Origin of the sequence: Pseudomonas sp. BP01 (genome assembly GCF_022760795.1) — a bacterium.
Classification (GTDB): domain Bacteria; phylum Pseudomonadota; class Gammaproteobacteria; order Pseudomonadales; family Pseudomonadaceae; genus Aquipseudomonas; species Aquipseudomonas putida_Q.
The window spans coordinates 26,762-43,034 of the sequence record NZ_JAFBKA010000019.1 but is presented as its reverse complement, the minus strand read 5'-3'; the positions used below and the strand labels follow the sequence as shown (position 1 = coordinate 43,034).

Sequence of the window (16,273 nt, the reverse complement as noted above, 5' to 3'; positions counted from 1 at the left end):
ACAATAGGCGTCGCTTTATTTAGCTACCTAAGCAAGGATTCTGCATGCACGCCGCAAACCCGCGTCGCGGGTACATCCTGGGCCTGAGCGCCTACATCATCTGGGGCCTGTTCCCCATCTACTTCAAGGCCATCCAGAACGTCCCGGCGGTCGAGATCATTGTCCACCGGGTACTGTGGTCGGCGCTGTTCGGCTCGCTACTACTGCTAGTGTGGAAACACCCCGGCTGGTGGCGCGAACTGCGCGACAACCCTCGCCGGCTGGGCATACTGGCGCTGAGCGGGGCACTGATCGCCGGCAACTGGCTGACCTATGTGTGGTCGGTAAACAACGGCCGCATGCTCGAGGCCAGCCTGGGTTACTACATCAACCCGCTGATCAACGTGTTGCTGGGCATGCTGATTCTTGGCGAGCGCCTGCGCCGCCTGCAATGGCTGGCGGTAGGCATGGCGGCCGTGGGCGTGGCCCAGCAGGTATGGCAAGTGGGCAGCCTGCCTTGGGTGTCGTTGGTGCTGGCGCTGAGCTTTGGCTTCTACGGGCTGATTCGCAAGCAGGCGCCAGTGGCGGCGTTACCGGGCCTGGTGGTGGAAACCTGGATGCTGGTGCCGCTGGCCCTTGGCTGGCTATTGCTGCACCCGGCGGCGATGAGCGCCCAGGGGGCGTTCTACTCCAGCAGCGAAGCACTGTGGCTGATGGCAGCGGGGCCGGTAACACTGGTACCGCTGGTGTGCTTCAACGCTGCAGCACGGCACCTGCCGTATACCACCCTGGGCTTCCTGCAGTACCTGGCACCTACCCTGGTGCTGTTGCAGGCCGTACTGCTGTTCGATGAGCATTTGTCGTCGAGCACGTTGGTGGCGTTCATGTTCATTTGGGCAGGTTTGGCGATCTACAGCGTCGATGCGTGGATGAATCTGCGCAAGCGCAGCTGATCAAAAAACGATCAAAACTCTGCAGGCCATGCGGTTCGTGGTCTGCAGAAACATCTCCAAAGGTTATCCACACCCTCGTCCCCGTGCTTTGTGCACAAGCTGCTGATTATTGGGTGTTTTTTGATCAAAACTACGCAGGGCACAGAGGGACTGGGCTGGAGAGGTACGCCCCCAGGTTATCCACAGGGCCTTCCCCGCGATATCGGGATAACCGCAAGGGGCCGCTTCCACTAAGGTTATGCATTCCCCTGTAGGAGCGGCCTTGTGTCGCGATGGGCCGCAAAGCGGCCCCGGCAATCCCGAATCAATCCTCCGCCCGCAACTTCAACTCCACCATCAAATCATCCGCCAGGCTCTCCAGCTTCTGCTGCAGTTCATCCAGCGAAAGGGTCAGCGGCAGCGCCAGCAATGCATCGGCATGAAACAGCGGCTCACTGCTCATCGGTGCCGGCCGCACCTCAGTGGTAAACCGCTCAAGGTTCACCCCCAGATCCGCCAGCAACCGGGTAATGTCCCGCACGATCCCCGGCCGGTCATTCCCCACCAGCTCCATCGCAATCGGCTTCCAGTTGCACGACGGCTCGATGCCGCTCTCGGCAATCAGCACGCGAATGTCATACCTGGCCAGCCCCTGCAAGGACGCCACCAGTTCAGCGTAGTTCTCAGCCGGCACCGCCACCCGCAAGATACCGGCAAACTGCCCGGCCATCCGCGACATGCGGCTTTCCAGCCAGTTGCCACTGTGGTCGGCGATGCACTGGGCAATGCGTTCGACCTGGCCGGCCTTGTCAGGGGCGATAACAGTCAGTACAAGATGATCCACAAGCCCTTCCTCGTGTCGGGCCGCGCCCGGCGGCAGAAAATCGGGGGATCGAGTCAGTATAGGCAAGGCGCGGCAACCTGCCGCAGGGCGGCCAGCACAACGAATCGTGTACTGTTTCAAGATTTATCTGGAACAATCCACCTGTTTTTTGCGAACATACCCACTCCCAGCGTGACCATACGCGACCAACGGGTCGCATAACGGCGCTTTTAGTCTGATTTTGCCCCGACTACTGCTTCATGTAGTATCCCGTGGCGCGGACTACAAAACGTCGTTTGGATGTCTGCCAAGGCGCCTGTGAAAATACGCACACTGCCTGCCGGCCTGTCTGGCAAGCCGCACCCAGCCGCGCCCGGTACAACCCGGGGGCACGCACTGGTGCCGTGTTTAGAGAAGCGCTACAGGCTTAATACAGAAGAGCGAAATAGCTGAGCAGAGTGAGGCAAGCAATGACTGGATACGTTCAAGTCGGTGGCCTTCAGGTCGCCAAGGTCCTGTACGACTTCGTGAACAACGAAGCCATCCCCGGGACCGGCATCGTCGCCGAGCAGTTCTGGGCAGGTGCAGAGAAGATCATCAATGACCTCGCTCCAAAGAACAAAGCCCTGCTCGCCAAGCGCGACGAGCTGCAAGCCAAGATCGACGCCTGGCACCAGGCACGCAAAGGCGAGGCACACGATGCCGTAGCCTACAAGGCATTCCTCCAGGAAATCGGCTACCTGCTGCCACAAGCCGACGATTTCCAGGCCACCACCCAGAACGTGGACGAAGAAATCGCCCACATGGCCGGCCCGCAGCTGGTGGTGCCGGTAATGAACGCCCGCTTCGCCCTGAACGCCGCCAACGCCCGCTGGGGTTCGCTGTATGACGCCCTGTACGGCACCGACGCCATCAGCGATGAAGGCGGCGCCGAAAAAGGCCAGGGTTACAACAAGGTCCGTGGGGACAAGGTCATCGCCTTCGCCCGCGCCTTCCTCGACGAGGCCGCGCCACTTGCTGCCGGCTCGCACGTCGACTCCACCGGCTACCGCATCGAAGGCGGCAAGCTGGTTGTTGCCCTCAAAGGCGGCAGCAACAGCGGCCTGCGTGACGACGCCCAGCTCATCGGCTTCCACGGTGACGCCGCCGCACCAACCGCCGTGCTGCTCAAGCACAACGGCCTGCACTTCGAAATCCAGGTCGATGCCAACACCCCGGTTGGCAGCACCGACGCCGCTGGCGTCAAAGACATCCTGATGGAATCGGCACTGACCACCATCATGGACTGCGAAGACTCGGTCGCCGCCGTCGACGCCGACGACAAGGTAATCGTCTACCGCAACTGGCTGGGCCTGATGAAAGGCGACCTGGCCGAAAGCGTGAGCAAGGGTGGCAAAACCTTCACCCGCACCATGAACCCGGACCGCGAGTACGCCGCGCCCAATGGCGGCAGCGTCACCCTGCATGGCCGTTCGCTGCTGTTCGTGCGCAACGTTGGCCACCTGATGACCAACCCGGCGATCCTCGATGCCCAAGGCAACGAGATCCCCGAAGGCATCCAGGACGGCCTGTTCACCAACCTGATCGCCCTGCACAACCTCAACGGTAACACCAGCCGCAAGAACACCCGCACCGGCAGCGTGTACATCGTCAAGCCGAAGATGCATGGCCCGGAAGAAGTCGCTTTCGCCGCCGAAATCTTCAGCCAGGTCGAAGACCTGCTGGGCATGCCACGCAACACCGTCAAGGTCGGCATCATGGACGAGGAGCGCCGGACCACGGTCAACCTCAAGTCCTGCATCAAGGCTGCCGCCGAGCGCGTGGCGTTCATCAACACCGGCTTCCTCGACCGCACTGGCGATGAAATCCACACCTCGATGGAGGCCGGCGCCGTGGTGCGCAAAGGCGCCATGAAAAACGAGAAGTGGATCGGTGCCTACGAAAACAACAACGTCGACGTTGGCTTGGCCACCGGCCTGCAGGGCCGCGCGCAAATCGGCAAAGGCATGTGGGCCATGCCCGACCTGATGGCTGCCATGCTCGAGCAGAAGATCGCCCACCCGCTGGCCGGTGCCAACACCGCCTGGGTGCCGTCGCCGACTGCCGCCACCCTGCACGCCCTGCACTACCACAAGGTGGACGTGCAGGCGCGTCAGCGTGAACTGGCTTCGCGTACCCCGGCGTCGGTGGACGACATCCTCGCCATCCCGCTGGCCGCCGACACCAACTGGTCGGACGAAGAAATCCGCAACGAGCTGGACAACAACGCCCAGGGCATCCTCGGCTACGTGGTGCGCTGGATCGACCAGGGTGTGGGTTGCTCGAAGGTGCCGGACATCAACAACGTCGGCCTGATGGAAGACCGTGCCACCCTGCGCATTTCTGCCCAGCTGCTGGCCAACTGGCTGCGCCATGGCGTGGTCAGCCAGGAGCAGGTGCTGGAAAGCCTCAAGCGCATGGCCGTGGTGGTCGACCAGCAGAACGCCGGTGACGCCCTGTACCGCCCGATGGCGCCGAACTTCGACGACAACGTCGCGTTCCAGGCGGCTGTAGAGCTGGTGGTAGAAGGTGGCAAACAGCCGAACGGCTATACCGAGCCGGTGCTGCACCGCCGTCGCCGCGAGTTCAAGGCGCGTAACGGGTTGTAAGTAACACCTGCGAACGGGGGCCGCTGTGCGGCCCATTCGCGGGCAAGCCAGCTCCCACAGGAACTGCACAGGCCTTGAAATCTGTGCGGTCCCTGTGGGAACTGGCTTGCTGGCGATGAGGCCGGAACAGGCCACTACTTACTCGATCTTCAGTTCTTTCTTCACCAGTTCCAGCAGCTTGCCCAGGTCCACCGGCTTGAGCAGGAAATCCACCACCCCCAGGTGCATCACGTCCACCGCCTCTTTCACATCGGTGTCGCCCGACACCACGATGATCGACAACGCTGCGCGCTCCGACTCGCGAATCTGCCGGATCAGGTCCAGACCGTCCTCTGGCTGCATGCGCAAATCGGTGATCATCAAAGCAATCCGTTGCTGGTAATGCAGGTACAACCTGGCTTCTTCTGCCCCGTCCGCCCCCACCGCATCAATGCCCCTGCTTTTCAGGTAAAGGATCAGTGCCTCGCGGTTCACCGCGTTGTCATCCACCACAAGCACCAATGGCTTGGGTGCGGCAGGCGCACTTACTATGGCCAAGGCCTCGCGCTCGGCGTCACTCAGGATGTCGGTGTGCTCAGGCATGCTTGTCTCGTCAAAATCATTCCGCTTCAGCCTTAGGACCACATTACTTGCGTAACCCGTTTCGCCTTTCGTCGGGTCTTTGACAGGCGCGTTCATAGACTTACGTCCAATGGGCACCACCCCGCCGCAAGCCGACCATGGAGGCAGAGAACAACAAGGCCGGCACCTATATATAGATATATATAGTTCGGCGTAGCGATACGGTCAGTTTCATGAGCAAAAAGGACGCCTACAGCCAGGCGGGCAGGACAGCAGTGCTGCAGAACATCCAGGGCACCTTGCAGTTCCTGCAGCGCTTCCCTCCGTTCAACCAGATGGAGCACAGCCACCTGGCCTACCTGGTCGAGCAATGCCAGCTGCGCTTTTATGCCTGCGGCGAAAGCATCGTCAAACCTGCCGACGGCCCGGTCGAGCACTTCTACATCGTCAAACAGGGCCGCGTGGTTGGCGAGCGCCAGCACCTGGTCAAGCCTGGCGTGGAAACCACCTTCGAAATCACCAGTGGCGAGTGCTTCCCGCTGGCCGCCCTGCTGGGCGAGCGAGCCACCCGCACCGAGCACCTGGCCGGTGAAGATACCTTCTGCCTGCAGTTGAACAAGGCCGCGTTCATCCGCGTGTTCTCGATGTCTGAAGTGTTTCGGGATTTTGCCCTGCGCGGGGTCAGCAGCCTGCTTGACCAGGTCAACCAGCAGGTACGACAGCGCGCTGTGGAAACCCTCGGCACCCAGTACTCGCTGAACACGCCCTTGGGTGAGCTGGCCATGCGTCACCCGGTGGTGTGCACGGCACAAACCCCGCTGCGCGAAGCCGTGCGGCTGATGCACGAGCAGCAGGTCGGCAGCATCGTGGTGGTCGACGCGCAGCGCTACCCCACCGGCATCTTCACCCTGCGCGACCTGCGCCAGGTGGTGGCCTCGGCGGATGCCGACCTGGGCGCCCCCATCGAGCGGCACATGACGGTCAAACCCTTCTACCTCAGCCCTCAGGCCAGCGCTTTCGACGCGGCCATGGCCATGACCGAGCGGCATATCGCCCACGTGTGCCTGGTGGAAAACCGGCGCCTGTGCGGGGTGGTTTCCGAGCGCGACCTGTTCTCGCTGCAACGGGTCGACCTGGTGCACCTGGCGCGCACCATCCGCCATGCGCCCCGGCTGGACACCCTGGTCTCGCTGCGCGGGGAAATCAGCCAGCTTGTGGAGCGCATGCTGGCCCATGGCGCATCGTCCACGCAGATCACCCAGATCATCACCCTGCTCAACGACCACACCGTGTGCCGGGTGATCGAGCTGGCGCTGGCCGAGCGTGGCGACCCAGGCGTGCCGTTCAGCTGGTTGTGCTTTGGCAGCGAAGGGCGCCGCGAACAGACCCTGCACACCGACCAGGACAATGGCATCCTCTTCGAAGCTGCCGACAGCGCTGAGGCCGATGCCGTTCGTGCCCGCCTGCTGCCGCTCGCGCAATACATCAACCAGTGCCTGGCCCAGTGCGGCTTTACCCTGTGCAAGGGCAACGTCATGGCCGGCAACCCTGACTTGTGCCTGTCGCGCAGCGAGTGGGCACGGCGCTTTGCCGGCTTTGTTCGCGAAGCCAGCCCGGAAAACCTGCTGGGGTCGAGCATCTACTTCGACCTGCGCGTGGTGTGGGGCGATGAGCAAGGTTGCGAACAATTGCGCCAAGGCCTGCTGGAGCAGGTGGCCGACAACCGCATCTTCCAGCGCATGCTGGCTGACAATGCCCTGCGCCAGCGCCCGCCGGTGGGGCGCCTGCGCGAGTTCGTGCTGACCCGCCAGGGCAACGACAAGGCCGCCACCCTCGACCTCAAGGTCCAGGGCCTGACGCCCTTCGTCGACGGTGCCAGGCTACTGGCGTTGGCCAATGGGGTCGGCGCCTGCAATACCCTGGAGCGGCTGCGCCAGCTGGTAGCCAAGGGTGTGATCGAGCCACTGGATGGCGCGGCCTATGAAGAGGCCTACCACTTCATCCAGCAAACCCGGATGCAGCAGCACCAGCGCCAGGCCCGCGACAACCTGCCCTACTCCAACCGGCTCGACCCGGACAGCCTCAACCACCTGGACCGGCGCATCCTGCGCGAGTCCCTGCGCCAGGCCCAGCGCCTGCAAAGCAGCCTGGCCCTGCGGTACCAGCTATGAGCCTGTTCGCCTGGCTGCGCCCCAGCGCGCCCGAACTGGACCACGCCACACGCCAGCGCCTGGCACGGTCGCCCAAGCCCGCGCCGCTGGGTGTATGTACCCTGCGCGAACAGCGTTGGGTGGTACTGGACCTGGAGACCAGCGGGCTCAACCCCAACCGTGACCAGGTATTGTCGATCGGGGCAGTGGCTATCGAGGACGGTGCCATCGACTTTGCCCAGCAGTTCGAGCGTACGCTGCACCGGCCTTTGCAGAAGACCAACGCCAGCGTGCTGATCCATGGCCTGGGCCCCAGCGCCCTGGCCGCCGGTTGCGACCCGGCCGAGGCCTTGCTCGATTTGCTCGATTTCATTGGTAGCAGCCCGGTGCTGGCGTTTCATGCGCCCTTCGACCAGCGCATGCTGGCCCGTGCGCTGAAGGAGAGCCTTGGGCATCGCTTGCAGTCACTGTTCCTCGACGTTGCCGAACTGGCGCCGATGCTCAACCCCGACACGGTGCTGCGCGAAGCCGGGCTGGATGACTGGGTGGCGCGGTTTGGTTTGCAGGTGGAGGAGCGTCATCATGCCAGTGCCGATGCCCAGGTGACCGCAGAGCTGGCGCTGATCCTGTTCAGCCAAGCCCGGCGCCAGCAGCTGGACAGCCCGTTGCAGCTTGAGCAGCGGTTGCGCGGGTGGCGGCGGCGCCAAGCCCACAGCCATGGGTTATAGGGCTTTTCCATGATGGCAATCCGATAAGCGTCCATTGCACCCACCCCCTCCCCTCTGCAACAATCGCGAATAGTTATCGTTAGTTAATGCATTCGTTCCGGGGGGACGCTGCTTGTCTTCTGCACACAGCCCACACGCCGATCTGGTCGGTGCGCTATACCGCGACCACCGCGGCTGGTTGCTCGCCTGGCTGCAGCGCAGCATGGCCTGCCGCCAACGTGCCGAAGACCTCAGCCAGGACACCTTCGTGCGCCTGCTCGGCCGTGAGCAGCTGGACACGCCCCGCGAACCTCGTGCGTTTCTGGCCGCCGTGGCCAAGGGGCTGATGTTCGACCACTTCCGCCGCGCCGCGCTGGAACAGGCCTACCTGGCCGAGCTGGCCCTGATCCCGGAAGCCGAACACCCTTCACCAGAAGTGCAGCACCTTATTCTCGAAGACCTCAAAGCCATCGACCGCCTGCTCGGCAAGCTCTCGAGCAAAGCCCGCGCAGCGTTCCTGCACAACCGCCTGGACGGCATGGGCCATGCCGAAATCGCCGAGCGCCTGGGCGTTTCGGTATCGCGGGTGCGCCAGTACATCGCCCAGGGCATGCGCCAGTGCTATGTGGCCCTGTACGGGGAACCGACGTGAGCAATGCACCGGTTTCGTCCCAGGTACTGGAAGACGCCATCGCCTGGAAACTCAGCCTGGGCGACGCCAGCGGCACGCCCGATGAACGCAGCGAATTCATGCGCTGGCATGCCGCCAGCGAAGAACACGCGCGTGCCTGGCGCCAGCTCGGCTCCATGGACCAGCGCGTCAGTGCGGCAGCCGGCCCGGCACGCCAGGCCTTGCTGCAATCACGCGCCGGCCTGCGTCGACGCATCGGCAAAGTGGGCGGCGGGCTGGCCGGCATGTTCCTGCTCGGCTCGCTGCTGGCCTGGGTCGGCGCACCGTCGCTGGCCCCAAGCTACTGGCTGGCCGACCAGCGTACCGCTACCGGCGAGCTGCGTACCCTGCGCCTGGAAGACGGCACACTGCTGAGCCTGAACACGCACACCGCCGTAGACATCGACTACGCGGGCGAGCAGCGGGTAATCGTGCTGCACCAGGGCGAAATCTCGGTCGAAACAGGCCACCAGGACCCGCGCCCGCTGCTGGTACGCACCGACGACGGTCGCCTGCGCCCCCTTGGCACGCGCTTCCTGGTGCGCCGCGAAGCCGGCGGTACGCGCCTGGAAGTGCTGCAAGCCTCGGTTGCTGCCATGCCGCACAACAGTGGCGACGAGCAAGTGCTGCGCGAAGGCCAGCAGGTGCTGATGAATGCCAACGGCCTCGGCAAGATGGGCACCGTGCCTGCCGGTGCCGATGCCTGGACCCGCGGCATGCTGGTGGTGGACAACGTGCGCCTGGGCGACCTGCTGGCCGCACTTGGCAAATACCGCAGCGGCTACCTCGGGGTAGACGAGCAAGTCGCCGACCTGCGAGTGACCGGCAGCTTCCCGCTGACCGACACCAATCTGGCGCTGGAGTCGTTGGTACCGGCCTTGCCGGTGAAGATCGAGCGGCATACCCAGTGGTGGGTCAACGTCGTTCCCCAGTAGACCTGTAACGGCCTCTTCGCGGGTGAACCCGCTCCCACAGGTGTTTCACAGTGCCTGACCCCGTGGGGTCCCTGTGGGAGCGGGTTCACCCGCGAAGAGGCCAGTGCAGGCAAATACACATTTCAAATAATTCTCAATATTTTTCAGATTCACCCTGTCACTTTTCAATTCTCGCTCGGCAAGGAAGCAGCAAGCACTTACCCGTCGAGGAACCGCCGCATGTCCCGTGCCGTTGATCGTATCCTGCGCCCCAGTTTGATGGCCCTGGCCATCGGCCTGGCTGCCCCGCTGGCAAGCCCCCCCTTGTTCGCCGCCGAGCAATCCACTGCCCGCGCCTACAACCTGCCCAGCGCGCCGCTAGCCACCACCCTCAACCAGATCGCCAGCCAGGCCGGCATTGCCCTGGCCATCGACCCGGCACTGGTCAGCGGCCGCACCTCGGCCCCGGTAAGCGGCCAGTACGACGGCCTTGGCGCTCTGCAAGCAGCCCTGCGCGGTACCGGCCTGCAGTTGCAACAGAGCAGCGTCGGTAGCTACAGCCTGGTGGCCGTGCCGGATGGCGCGCTGGCGCTACCGGAAACCACCGTGGACGCCGCCAGCGTTTCTGAAGGTGCCTGGGGCCCGGTAGAGGGTTACCTGGCCAAGCGCACCGCCGCTGGCACCAAGACCGACACCGCGCTGGTGGAGGCCCCCCGTTCCATCTCCATCGCCACCCGCGAGCAGATGAAAGACCGCGGCGTGCACAGCCTGGATGACGCCGTGCGCTACATGCCGGGTATCGTGTCGGCCAGTTTCGGTAGCGACACGCGGTATGACTGGATGCGCGTGCGCGGCTTCGAGCCCACCCAGTTCCTCGATGGCCTGCCGCTGCCACGCGGCGTGTACGCCAACCCCAAAGCCGAAACCTGGAACCTCGACCGCCTCGCCCTGCTGCGTGGTCCGGCCTCCTCGATTTATGGCCAAACCCCGCCCGGCGGCCTGCTGGACATGGTCAGCCGCCGGCCGCAGGCCGAAAGCGCCCATGAGATCGAGCTGCAATATGGCAGCGACAACCATCGCCAGATCAACTTTGCCAGCACTGGCAAAATCGACGATGAAGGCCGCTTTCTGTACGGCGTCAGTGGTGTGATCCGCGACAGCGGCACGCAGATCGACCACATCGACAACAAGCGCTACAACATCGCGCCAAGCCTGACCTGGAACATCGACGAAGACACTACGTTGACCTTGCTGACCCAGTTCACCCGTGACGATACCGGCGCCACCAGCCAGTTCCGGCCGATCCAGGGCACCAAGATCGACATGCCGTTCGGCAAGATCTCGCACCACAAGAACCTGGGTGACCCGGACTACGAGTTCTACGACCGCACTTACTACGCGCTGGGCTACGCCTTCGAACACCGCATCAACGACGTGTGGCAGTTCCGTCAGAACCTTCGCTACACCAAGTCGGACCTGTCGTTCCAGACCATCACCCCTGGCAGTTACTACGCGCCGGGTGGCCCGGTGCAAGACGATGGCACGGTCAGCCGCATGTCCACCAACACCGATGAAGACATCAGCCAGTTTGCGGTGGACAACAACTTCCAGGCCGACTTCGCCACCGGGGACATTACCCACACCCTGCTGATCGGCCTGGACCACCAGCGCGTCAATACCAACTACCTGTCGATCTTCGGCTTCAACGTGCCGGACAGCAACGTCAACAACCCCGTCTACGGGCTGCCGATCACCCGCCCGGATCGCTCGACCGCGTTTTATGACTACAACCAGAAAACCCGTCAGACCGGCCTGTATGTGCAGGACCAGATGGCGCTTGGCAACTGGCGCCTGACCCTGGGTGGTCGTGAAGACTGGGTGCATACCGGCACCAAGTTCTTCAACCAGGACGACGCCACCAGTACCCAGCGGGACAAGAAATTCAGCGGTAACGCAGCCATCAGCTATGTGTTCGACTCGGGCTTCGTGCCGTACCTGTCGTATGCCGAGTCGTTCCAGCCGTCCAGCAATGCCAGTGTGTCGGCAACGAACCCGCTCAAACCCACCGAAGGCAAGCAGTGGGAGCTGGGCGTGAAGTACCAGCCGCCAGGCTCCAACACCCTGCTGTCGGCGGCCGTGTATGACCTGACCCAGAAAAACGTCGCGGTCACCGACACCGTCGGTGGTGTGACCATCACCAGCCAGACCGGCGAAGTGAAAGTCCGTGGCCTTGAGCTGGAAGCGGTTTCCGATGTTACCGAAAACCTGAAGGTGATTGCCGCCTACACCCTGGCCAAGTCCGAGGTGCAGGACGGCGATTTCAAAGGCAACCGCCTGCAGCTGATGCCTAACCAGCAGGCGTCCGTCTGGGGCGACTACACCTGGCACTCGGGCGTGCTCGACGGCTTCGGCATCGGCCTGGGCGCGCGTTATACCGGCAATACCTACGGTGACCAGGCCAATACCTACCTGGGCAAGGCCAAGGCCTACACCGTGTTCGATGCGTCGGTGCATTACGACCTGGGTCGCCTGAACAGCAGCCTGAAGGGCGCGTCGGTGGCGGTCAATGCCACCAACCTGCTGAACAAGGATTACCTCTCTACCTGTGACTCGTACTACTGCTACTACGGCGATGAGCGCAGTGTTGTCGCCAGCGCCACTTACAAGTTCTGAGTGAGCGGGGGCCGCTTTGCGGCCCCCCGCTCCAACAGACAAAAATCGGTACCGTGATGAAAAGCCCAACCATCCGCCGCTGGTCCGTGATCCATACCTGGAGCAGCCTGGTCTGTACCCTGTTCCTGTTGCTGCTGGCACTCACCGGCCTGCCGCTGATCTTCCACCACGAACTCGAACAGCTGCTCGGCGAAGCCCCAGAACTGCGCGTCATGCCGGCAGGCACCCCGCACCTCGACCTGCAGCAGCTTGTAGTGAAAGCCGAACAGCACCGCCCCGGCGAGGTGATGCAGTACTTCGGCTACGACGAAGACGAACCCAACGGCGTGGTCGCCATAACCGCAGCCACGGCCGACACCGACCCCAACCTGTCGCACACCTTCATGCTCGACGCCCGCACCGGCGAAGCGGTGGCCATGCCGGCTGCCAATGGCGGTTTCATGATGGTCATGCTGCGCCTGCACGTGGACATGTTCGCCGGCTTGCCCGGCAAGCTGCTGCTGGCCTTCATGGGCATACTGTTCATTGTCGCGATCGTCTCCGGCACCGTGCTCTATGCGCCGTTCATGCGCCGCCTGGCGTTCGGCACCGTGCGCCACGAAAAGTCCCGCCGCCTGCGCTGGCTCGACCTGCACAACCTGCTCGGCGTGGTCACCCTGGCGTGGGCGTTGACGGTGGGCGTGACCGGTGTGATCAGCGCCCTGTCCGACCTGGTCATCGCCGCCTGGCGCAACGACAGCCTGGCCACCATGATCGCGCCTTACCGCGATGCCCCGCCGCTCACCGAGCGCGCGCCAGCCACCCGCCTGCTGGAGATTGCCGAACAGGCCGCCCCCGGCATGCGCCCGGACTTCATCGCCTTCCCCGGCACGCGCTTTTCCAGCGAACACCACTTCGCGGTGTTCATGAACGGCTCCACCCATCTCACTTCGCACCTGTTCACGCCGGTGCTGATCGACGCCCGCACCCTTGAAGTGACTGCGGTAGGCGACCGCCCTTGGTACATGGACGCGCTGGGCCTGTCGCAGCCGCTGCATTTTGGCGACTACGGCGGCCGGCCGATGCAGATCCTCTGGGCCGTACTGGACGTGCTGACCATCATCGTGCTCGGTAGCGGTCTGTACCTGTGGTGGGGCAAGCAGCGCAAACCCAGGGAGGCGCGTGCATGAGCCACAAATCTCGATCCACTGCGCGCCTCTTCGCCTGGCCAGCACTGATTGCCCTGCTGGGCTTCCTGGGGCTGTTCGCCGCCCTGCTGGGCGACGGAGGTTGGGATGTGCTGGCCTGGGCCGGTTTGGGCCTTCCGGCCCTGCTGAGCCTGCGCGGGCTGTTCTGGCGTCGGCGGCGCTAGCCGGCTACCACCCCGCAGCCGCGGATATTGCCAAGCATGGGGCTTTCCTCAATCAAGGATCAGCCCCATGCGCCCCCTCGAACGCCTGGAACAGATCGACCGACAGATCGGTGACCTGCTCGACAGCCTCCCCACCGTCGACCCCAAACAGCCCATCAGCCCCGCCACGCGCACCTGGCTGCACGGCGAGCTGGCCAGTTTCTGGGCCACGGCCGATGAGCAAGGCAACACGCGCAGACAGCAGTTGCTCACACTGCGCAAGGCACTGATGCTGACCGAGATCGAATTGCGCGTCGCCGACCAGACCTTGGGCAACGGGCAGGCCGAACTGTTGCGCACTTGCCTGGAGAAGCCACTGCCCTCACAACGCCGGCACCTGCCTCTGGCCGAACGGTCACAGGTCTACCGCGTCCTGCTGGAAAACCGGCGGCCAAACTGGCGCAGCTACCTGCCAGGCACTCTGGTCATCGTTGCCAGTACCGTCGAGGGCCAAATGCTCACGGCTGAAGACTCCGCAGGAAGTGCCTTGCTGTGCAGCCTGTCCCAAGGTATCGAGGCCTTCGAGTCCCTTGCCGCACTGCACAAAGAGCTTTGCGAACGCCTGGAGGATCCACTGCAGAGCAAGCCACTGCTGCACCTGTATCTTGATGAACAGGCAGACCGCGCTCGCCGGTCACAACGCCTGCGCTATGACTGGTACGCCGACAGCCTGCTGGAAGCCCAGGTCGACTGCGTGATCGAGGCCCAGCGCCAGCGCTTGACTGAACCCGGTTTGTGGGGCAGTCACACAGCCGACCAGCACACCCGCTTGAGTAGGGCCATGGCGCTTCGGCACGAAGTCGGTGCCAAACCCAGCGTGCAGACACGCTACTCGCAACTGCTGGAAAAGAACCTGCCAAACTGGCTGCGCAACACCTCCGCGCAAGGCTTGAGCCATATCATGCAGGCTGTGCAGGAGCTGGTGGCAACCGCCGAGCGGGCGGCAGCCCCCGGAGTGCTGAGCCTCAATGATTTCAAGCAGCGCAACAGCCTGCTGTCCTGGGCCAATGCACGCCTGCGCGAGCGCCTGAGCCATGACCTGAGCTACGACACGGACCCTGGCGAAATTCAGGTCATTGTCGTCCGCGCCCGCCGCACCGGCGCTGTCATGCATCCCTTCGCCACCTCCTCCTATGTGGCCTATGCCGGCATGCAACGCGTGGGCAATGAGATGGTGGAGATGGTCGAGGAAAGCAACACGCTCGAGCAACTGGCGCTGAAGAACCTGCCATGGTTCGACACCGACTACTGGCTTACCGCGCGCATCGTCCACGCCCGGGGGGGTGCGTTGCCCGCCGCGCTCACGCCGCACTATGTGAAGAACATGATCCGGGAACTGAACGTGGGTGACAGTTATGCCAAGTACCTGCACACCCAGCTCATCAGCTCCAGGGCGGGCAAGTGGCGCCAGGCCGCACACAGCCGGGTAAACCTGGCGCGCATGCGCGCAGAAGCGGTCAAAGCGCGCTATGCCGGGCATTTCGGCGATGACCCTTTCGAGCATGGTTACAGCTGGGTATGCGCAGTGCTGGACCAACCGCACAATGCCTTGCGTGCCCCGGTAGCGGGCTACCCGGTCACGGTTCGGCAGTTCAACATCATGGGCCATACCTTGCAGGGCGTGCTGCTGCTCAATAGCGCGACCTACAAGTCCCAGGCATGCGTTTTGTATACGCCGGATGCCCCGGACCGCAGGGCCTGGCGCCGCTTTCGCACACCGCGTGAACTGCTTCGGACCTTGCGCCTGCAGCCCGGGCTGAAAGCGTACGTGGCACAGCGCCTGCCATTGCTTCCTGCCGACAAGGTGCAGCGCCTTCTGGACAAAGGGCGCCTGGGCACGCATGTGAAAACCCCGGCGGTGAACGATGACCTGTTCTTCGTCTATTACCTGGCCGAAGTCAAAGCGCTGATCGCCCAGGCCGATGCCGACAGCATGACGACCCAGGAAGTGAATGCGCAGTCGGTCATCGCACTGAGCTGGCGCCTGGTGGACTTCATCAGCCTGCTGCTGCCCAGTCGCGCCCTGCTGGCGTTGTCGATCGGGCGCATGGCCATCGACATCTGGGACGGCGCGCAGGCTTTCAAGCAGGAGGATGCCGAAGGGGTGATGCGACACGCCTACAACGCACTCAGCCACCTCAATGATGCAGCAATCAGTTATGTAGGCTCCGGCCTGCTGCGACGCTCGTTGCGTGGCATGCCCAAACAACCGCCCTTGCCATTGCCCGCGCGCTTGCAGGCACAACCGGACAGCAGCAACCTGCGCTATCGCATAGACGGGATCTACGGTGAAGGGGTGTACGAACAGCGCTCGGCTTTTGGCGGGCTGTCGCTGTATTTCGTCAAGGATAACCACAACCGTTACTACAAAGTGAGCTTCGACGGCTACCGCTGGCGGGCCATCGACCCTGACCAGCCGGATGCCTACTTGCACCAGCCGCTCAAGCGCCAAGCCGACGGGCAATGGGTAATCGACTCTCCGTTGCACTGGTACGACGGGCTACCCGACCTGACCCAGTTGCTGCAGGCCTGTTACATGCAAGCGGCACTGGCGGGCACACCCCTGAACATCGAACAGGGGTTGTACCTGGCTGACGATCAGCTGTACCTGGCGCTCGAGGGCGGGCAGTTACCTTTACGCAGCCACCTGCTGCCGGACCGGTACCATTTGCAGATTGCTGTCGCTATCAATGCTGGCGTGGTGCCGTGGGCGGTGCTGCGCCACGAGAACGGCCAGTGGCTGATACGCGTTCGCCAAGCGGGGCGCAGCAGCGACTGGCTGGCATTGCCCGATCAGCCACTGCCAGCCCGCTGAATGGCCGAACC

General features: G+C 63.5%; 12 protein-coding genes. 10 read left to right on the top strand and 2 right to left on the bottom strand.

Annotated elements, in window-relative coordinates; genetic code table 11:
• The first annotated feature begins 44 nt into the window (after window positions 1-44).
• Complete coding sequence (rarD, locus tag JOY50_RS17910) at window positions 45-932, top strand: EamA family transporter RarD (RefSeq protein WP_019470552.1); 888 nt, start codon at window positions 45-47, stop codon at window positions 930-932.
• A 304-nt stretch (window positions 933-1,236) separates the two neighbouring features.
• On the opposite strand, the gene JOY50_RS17905 is transcribed toward rarD, so the two are convergent.
• Window positions 1,237-1,755: a glycine cleavage system protein R gene (locus tag JOY50_RS17905; protein ID WP_019470551.1), complete on the bottom strand. Its 519-nt coding sequence runs from the start codon at window positions 1,753-1,755 to the stop codon at window positions 1,237-1,239.
• A gap of 449 nt (window positions 1,756-2,204) precedes the next feature.
• Between JOY50_RS17905 and JOY50_RS17900 the strand changes: the two genes are divergently transcribed.
• Window positions 2,205-4,382, top strand: a complete 2,178-nt coding sequence (locus JOY50_RS17900) for a malate synthase G (RefSeq protein ID WP_132843003.1) — start codon at window positions 2,205-2,207, stop codon at window positions 4,380-4,382.
• A 138-nt stretch (window positions 4,383-4,520) separates the two neighbouring features.
• Here the strand turns inward: JOY50_RS17900 and JOY50_RS17895 are convergent, their stop codons facing one another.
• Complete coding sequence (locus JOY50_RS17895; RefSeq protein WP_243055593.1) at window positions 4,521-5,060, bottom strand: response regulator; 540 nt, start codon at window positions 5,058-5,060, stop codon at window positions 4,521-4,523.
• Window positions 5,061-5,176: 116 nt separating this feature from the next.
• On the opposite strand from JOY50_RS17895, the gene JOY50_RS17890 reads away from it, so the two are divergent.
• The 8 genes from JOY50_RS17890 (at window position 5,177) to JOY50_RS17855 (ending at window position 16,262) form a co-directional block, all read left to right on the top strand.
• Entirely contained in the window at window positions 5,177-7,114 is a 1,938-nt protein-coding gene (locus tag JOY50_RS17890) for a DUF294 nucleotidyltransferase-like domain-containing protein (RefSeq protein ID WP_132842999.1), read from the top strand.
• A complete protein-coding gene (locus JOY50_RS17885; RefSeq protein WP_132842997.1) occupies window positions 7,111-7,821 on the top strand; it encodes a PolC-type DNA polymerase III in 711 nt (236 codons plus the stop codon). Before JOY50_RS17890 ends, JOY50_RS17885 begins: the two co-directional genes overlap by 4 nt.
• 112 nt (window positions 7,822-7,933) lie before the next feature.
• Window positions 7,934-8,452 carry an RNA polymerase sigma factor gene (locus tag JOY50_RS17880; protein WP_019470547.1) on the top strand — a complete coding sequence of 173 codons (519 nt, stop codon included), beginning with the start codon at window positions 7,934-7,936 and terminating at the stop codon, window positions 8,450-8,452.
• Window positions 8,449-9,405, top strand: a complete 957-nt coding sequence (locus JOY50_RS17875; RefSeq protein ID WP_138736498.1) for a FecR domain-containing protein — start codon at window positions 8,449-8,451, stop codon at window positions 9,403-9,405. The genes JOY50_RS17880 and JOY50_RS17875 overlap by 4 nt, the downstream gene beginning before the upstream one ends.
• A 219-nt stretch (window positions 9,406-9,624) precedes the next feature.
• Complete coding sequence (locus JOY50_RS17870; RefSeq protein WP_132842992.1) at window positions 9,625-12,057, top strand: TonB-dependent siderophore receptor; 2,433 nt, start codon at window positions 9,625-9,627, stop codon at window positions 12,055-12,057.
• 56 nt (window positions 12,058-12,113) lie between these two features.
• A complete protein-coding gene (locus tag JOY50_RS17865; RefSeq protein WP_243055592.1) occupies window positions 12,114-13,226 on the top strand; it encodes a PepSY domain-containing protein in 1,113 nt (370 codons plus the stop codon).
• The gene (locus JOY50_RS17860; protein WP_086976882.1) at window positions 13,223-13,408 is read left to right on the top strand and encodes a hypothetical protein; all 186 of its coding nucleotides are present in this window, start codon (window positions 13,223-13,225) and stop codon (window positions 13,406-13,408) included. The genes JOY50_RS17865 and JOY50_RS17860 overlap by 4 nt, the downstream gene beginning before the upstream one ends.
• A 67-nt stretch (window positions 13,409-13,475) precedes the next feature.
• A complete protein-coding gene (locus JOY50_RS17855; RefSeq protein WP_132842987.1) occupies window positions 13,476-16,262 on the top strand; it encodes a dermonecrotic toxin domain-containing protein in 2,787 nt (928 codons plus the stop codon).
• Window positions 16,263-16,273: the final 11 nt, after the last annotated feature.

Excerpts from the sequence above, each read along its gene's own strand:
- rarD (WP_019470552.1), top strand. The coding sequence starts at position 45 with ATGCACGCCGCAAACCCGCGTCGCGGGTACATCCTGGGCCTGAGCGCC.
- JOY50_RS17900 (WP_132843003.1), top strand. The coding sequence starts at position 2,205 with ATGACTGGATACGTTCAAGTCGGTGGCCTTCAGGTCGCCAAGGTCCTG.
- JOY50_RS17895 (WP_243055593.1), bottom strand. The coding sequence starts at position 5,060 with ATGAACGCGCCTGTCAAAGACCCGACGAAAGGCGAAACGGGTTACGCA.
- JOY50_RS17890 (WP_132842999.1), top strand. The coding sequence starts at position 5,177 with ATGAGCAAAAAGGACGCCTACAGCCAGGCGGGCAGGACAGCAGTGCTG.
- JOY50_RS17885 (WP_132842997.1), top strand. The coding sequence starts at position 7,111 with ATGAGCCTGTTCGCCTGGCTGCGCCCCAGCGCGCCCGAACTGGACCAC.
- JOY50_RS17870 (WP_132842992.1), top strand. The coding sequence starts at position 9,625 with ATGTCCCGTGCCGTTGATCGTATCCTGCGCCCCAGTTTGATGGCCCTG.
- JOY50_RS17865 (WP_243055592.1), top strand. The coding sequence starts at position 12,114 with ATGAAAAGCCCAACCATCCGCCGCTGGTCCGTGATCCATACCTGGAGC.
- JOY50_RS17860 (WP_086976882.1), top strand. The coding sequence starts at position 13,223 with ATGAGCCACAAATCTCGATCCACTGCGCGCCTCTTCGCCTGGCCAGCA.
- JOY50_RS17855 (WP_132842987.1), top strand. The coding sequence starts at position 13,476 with ATGCGCCCCCTCGAACGCCTGGAACAGATCGACCGACAGATCGGTGAC.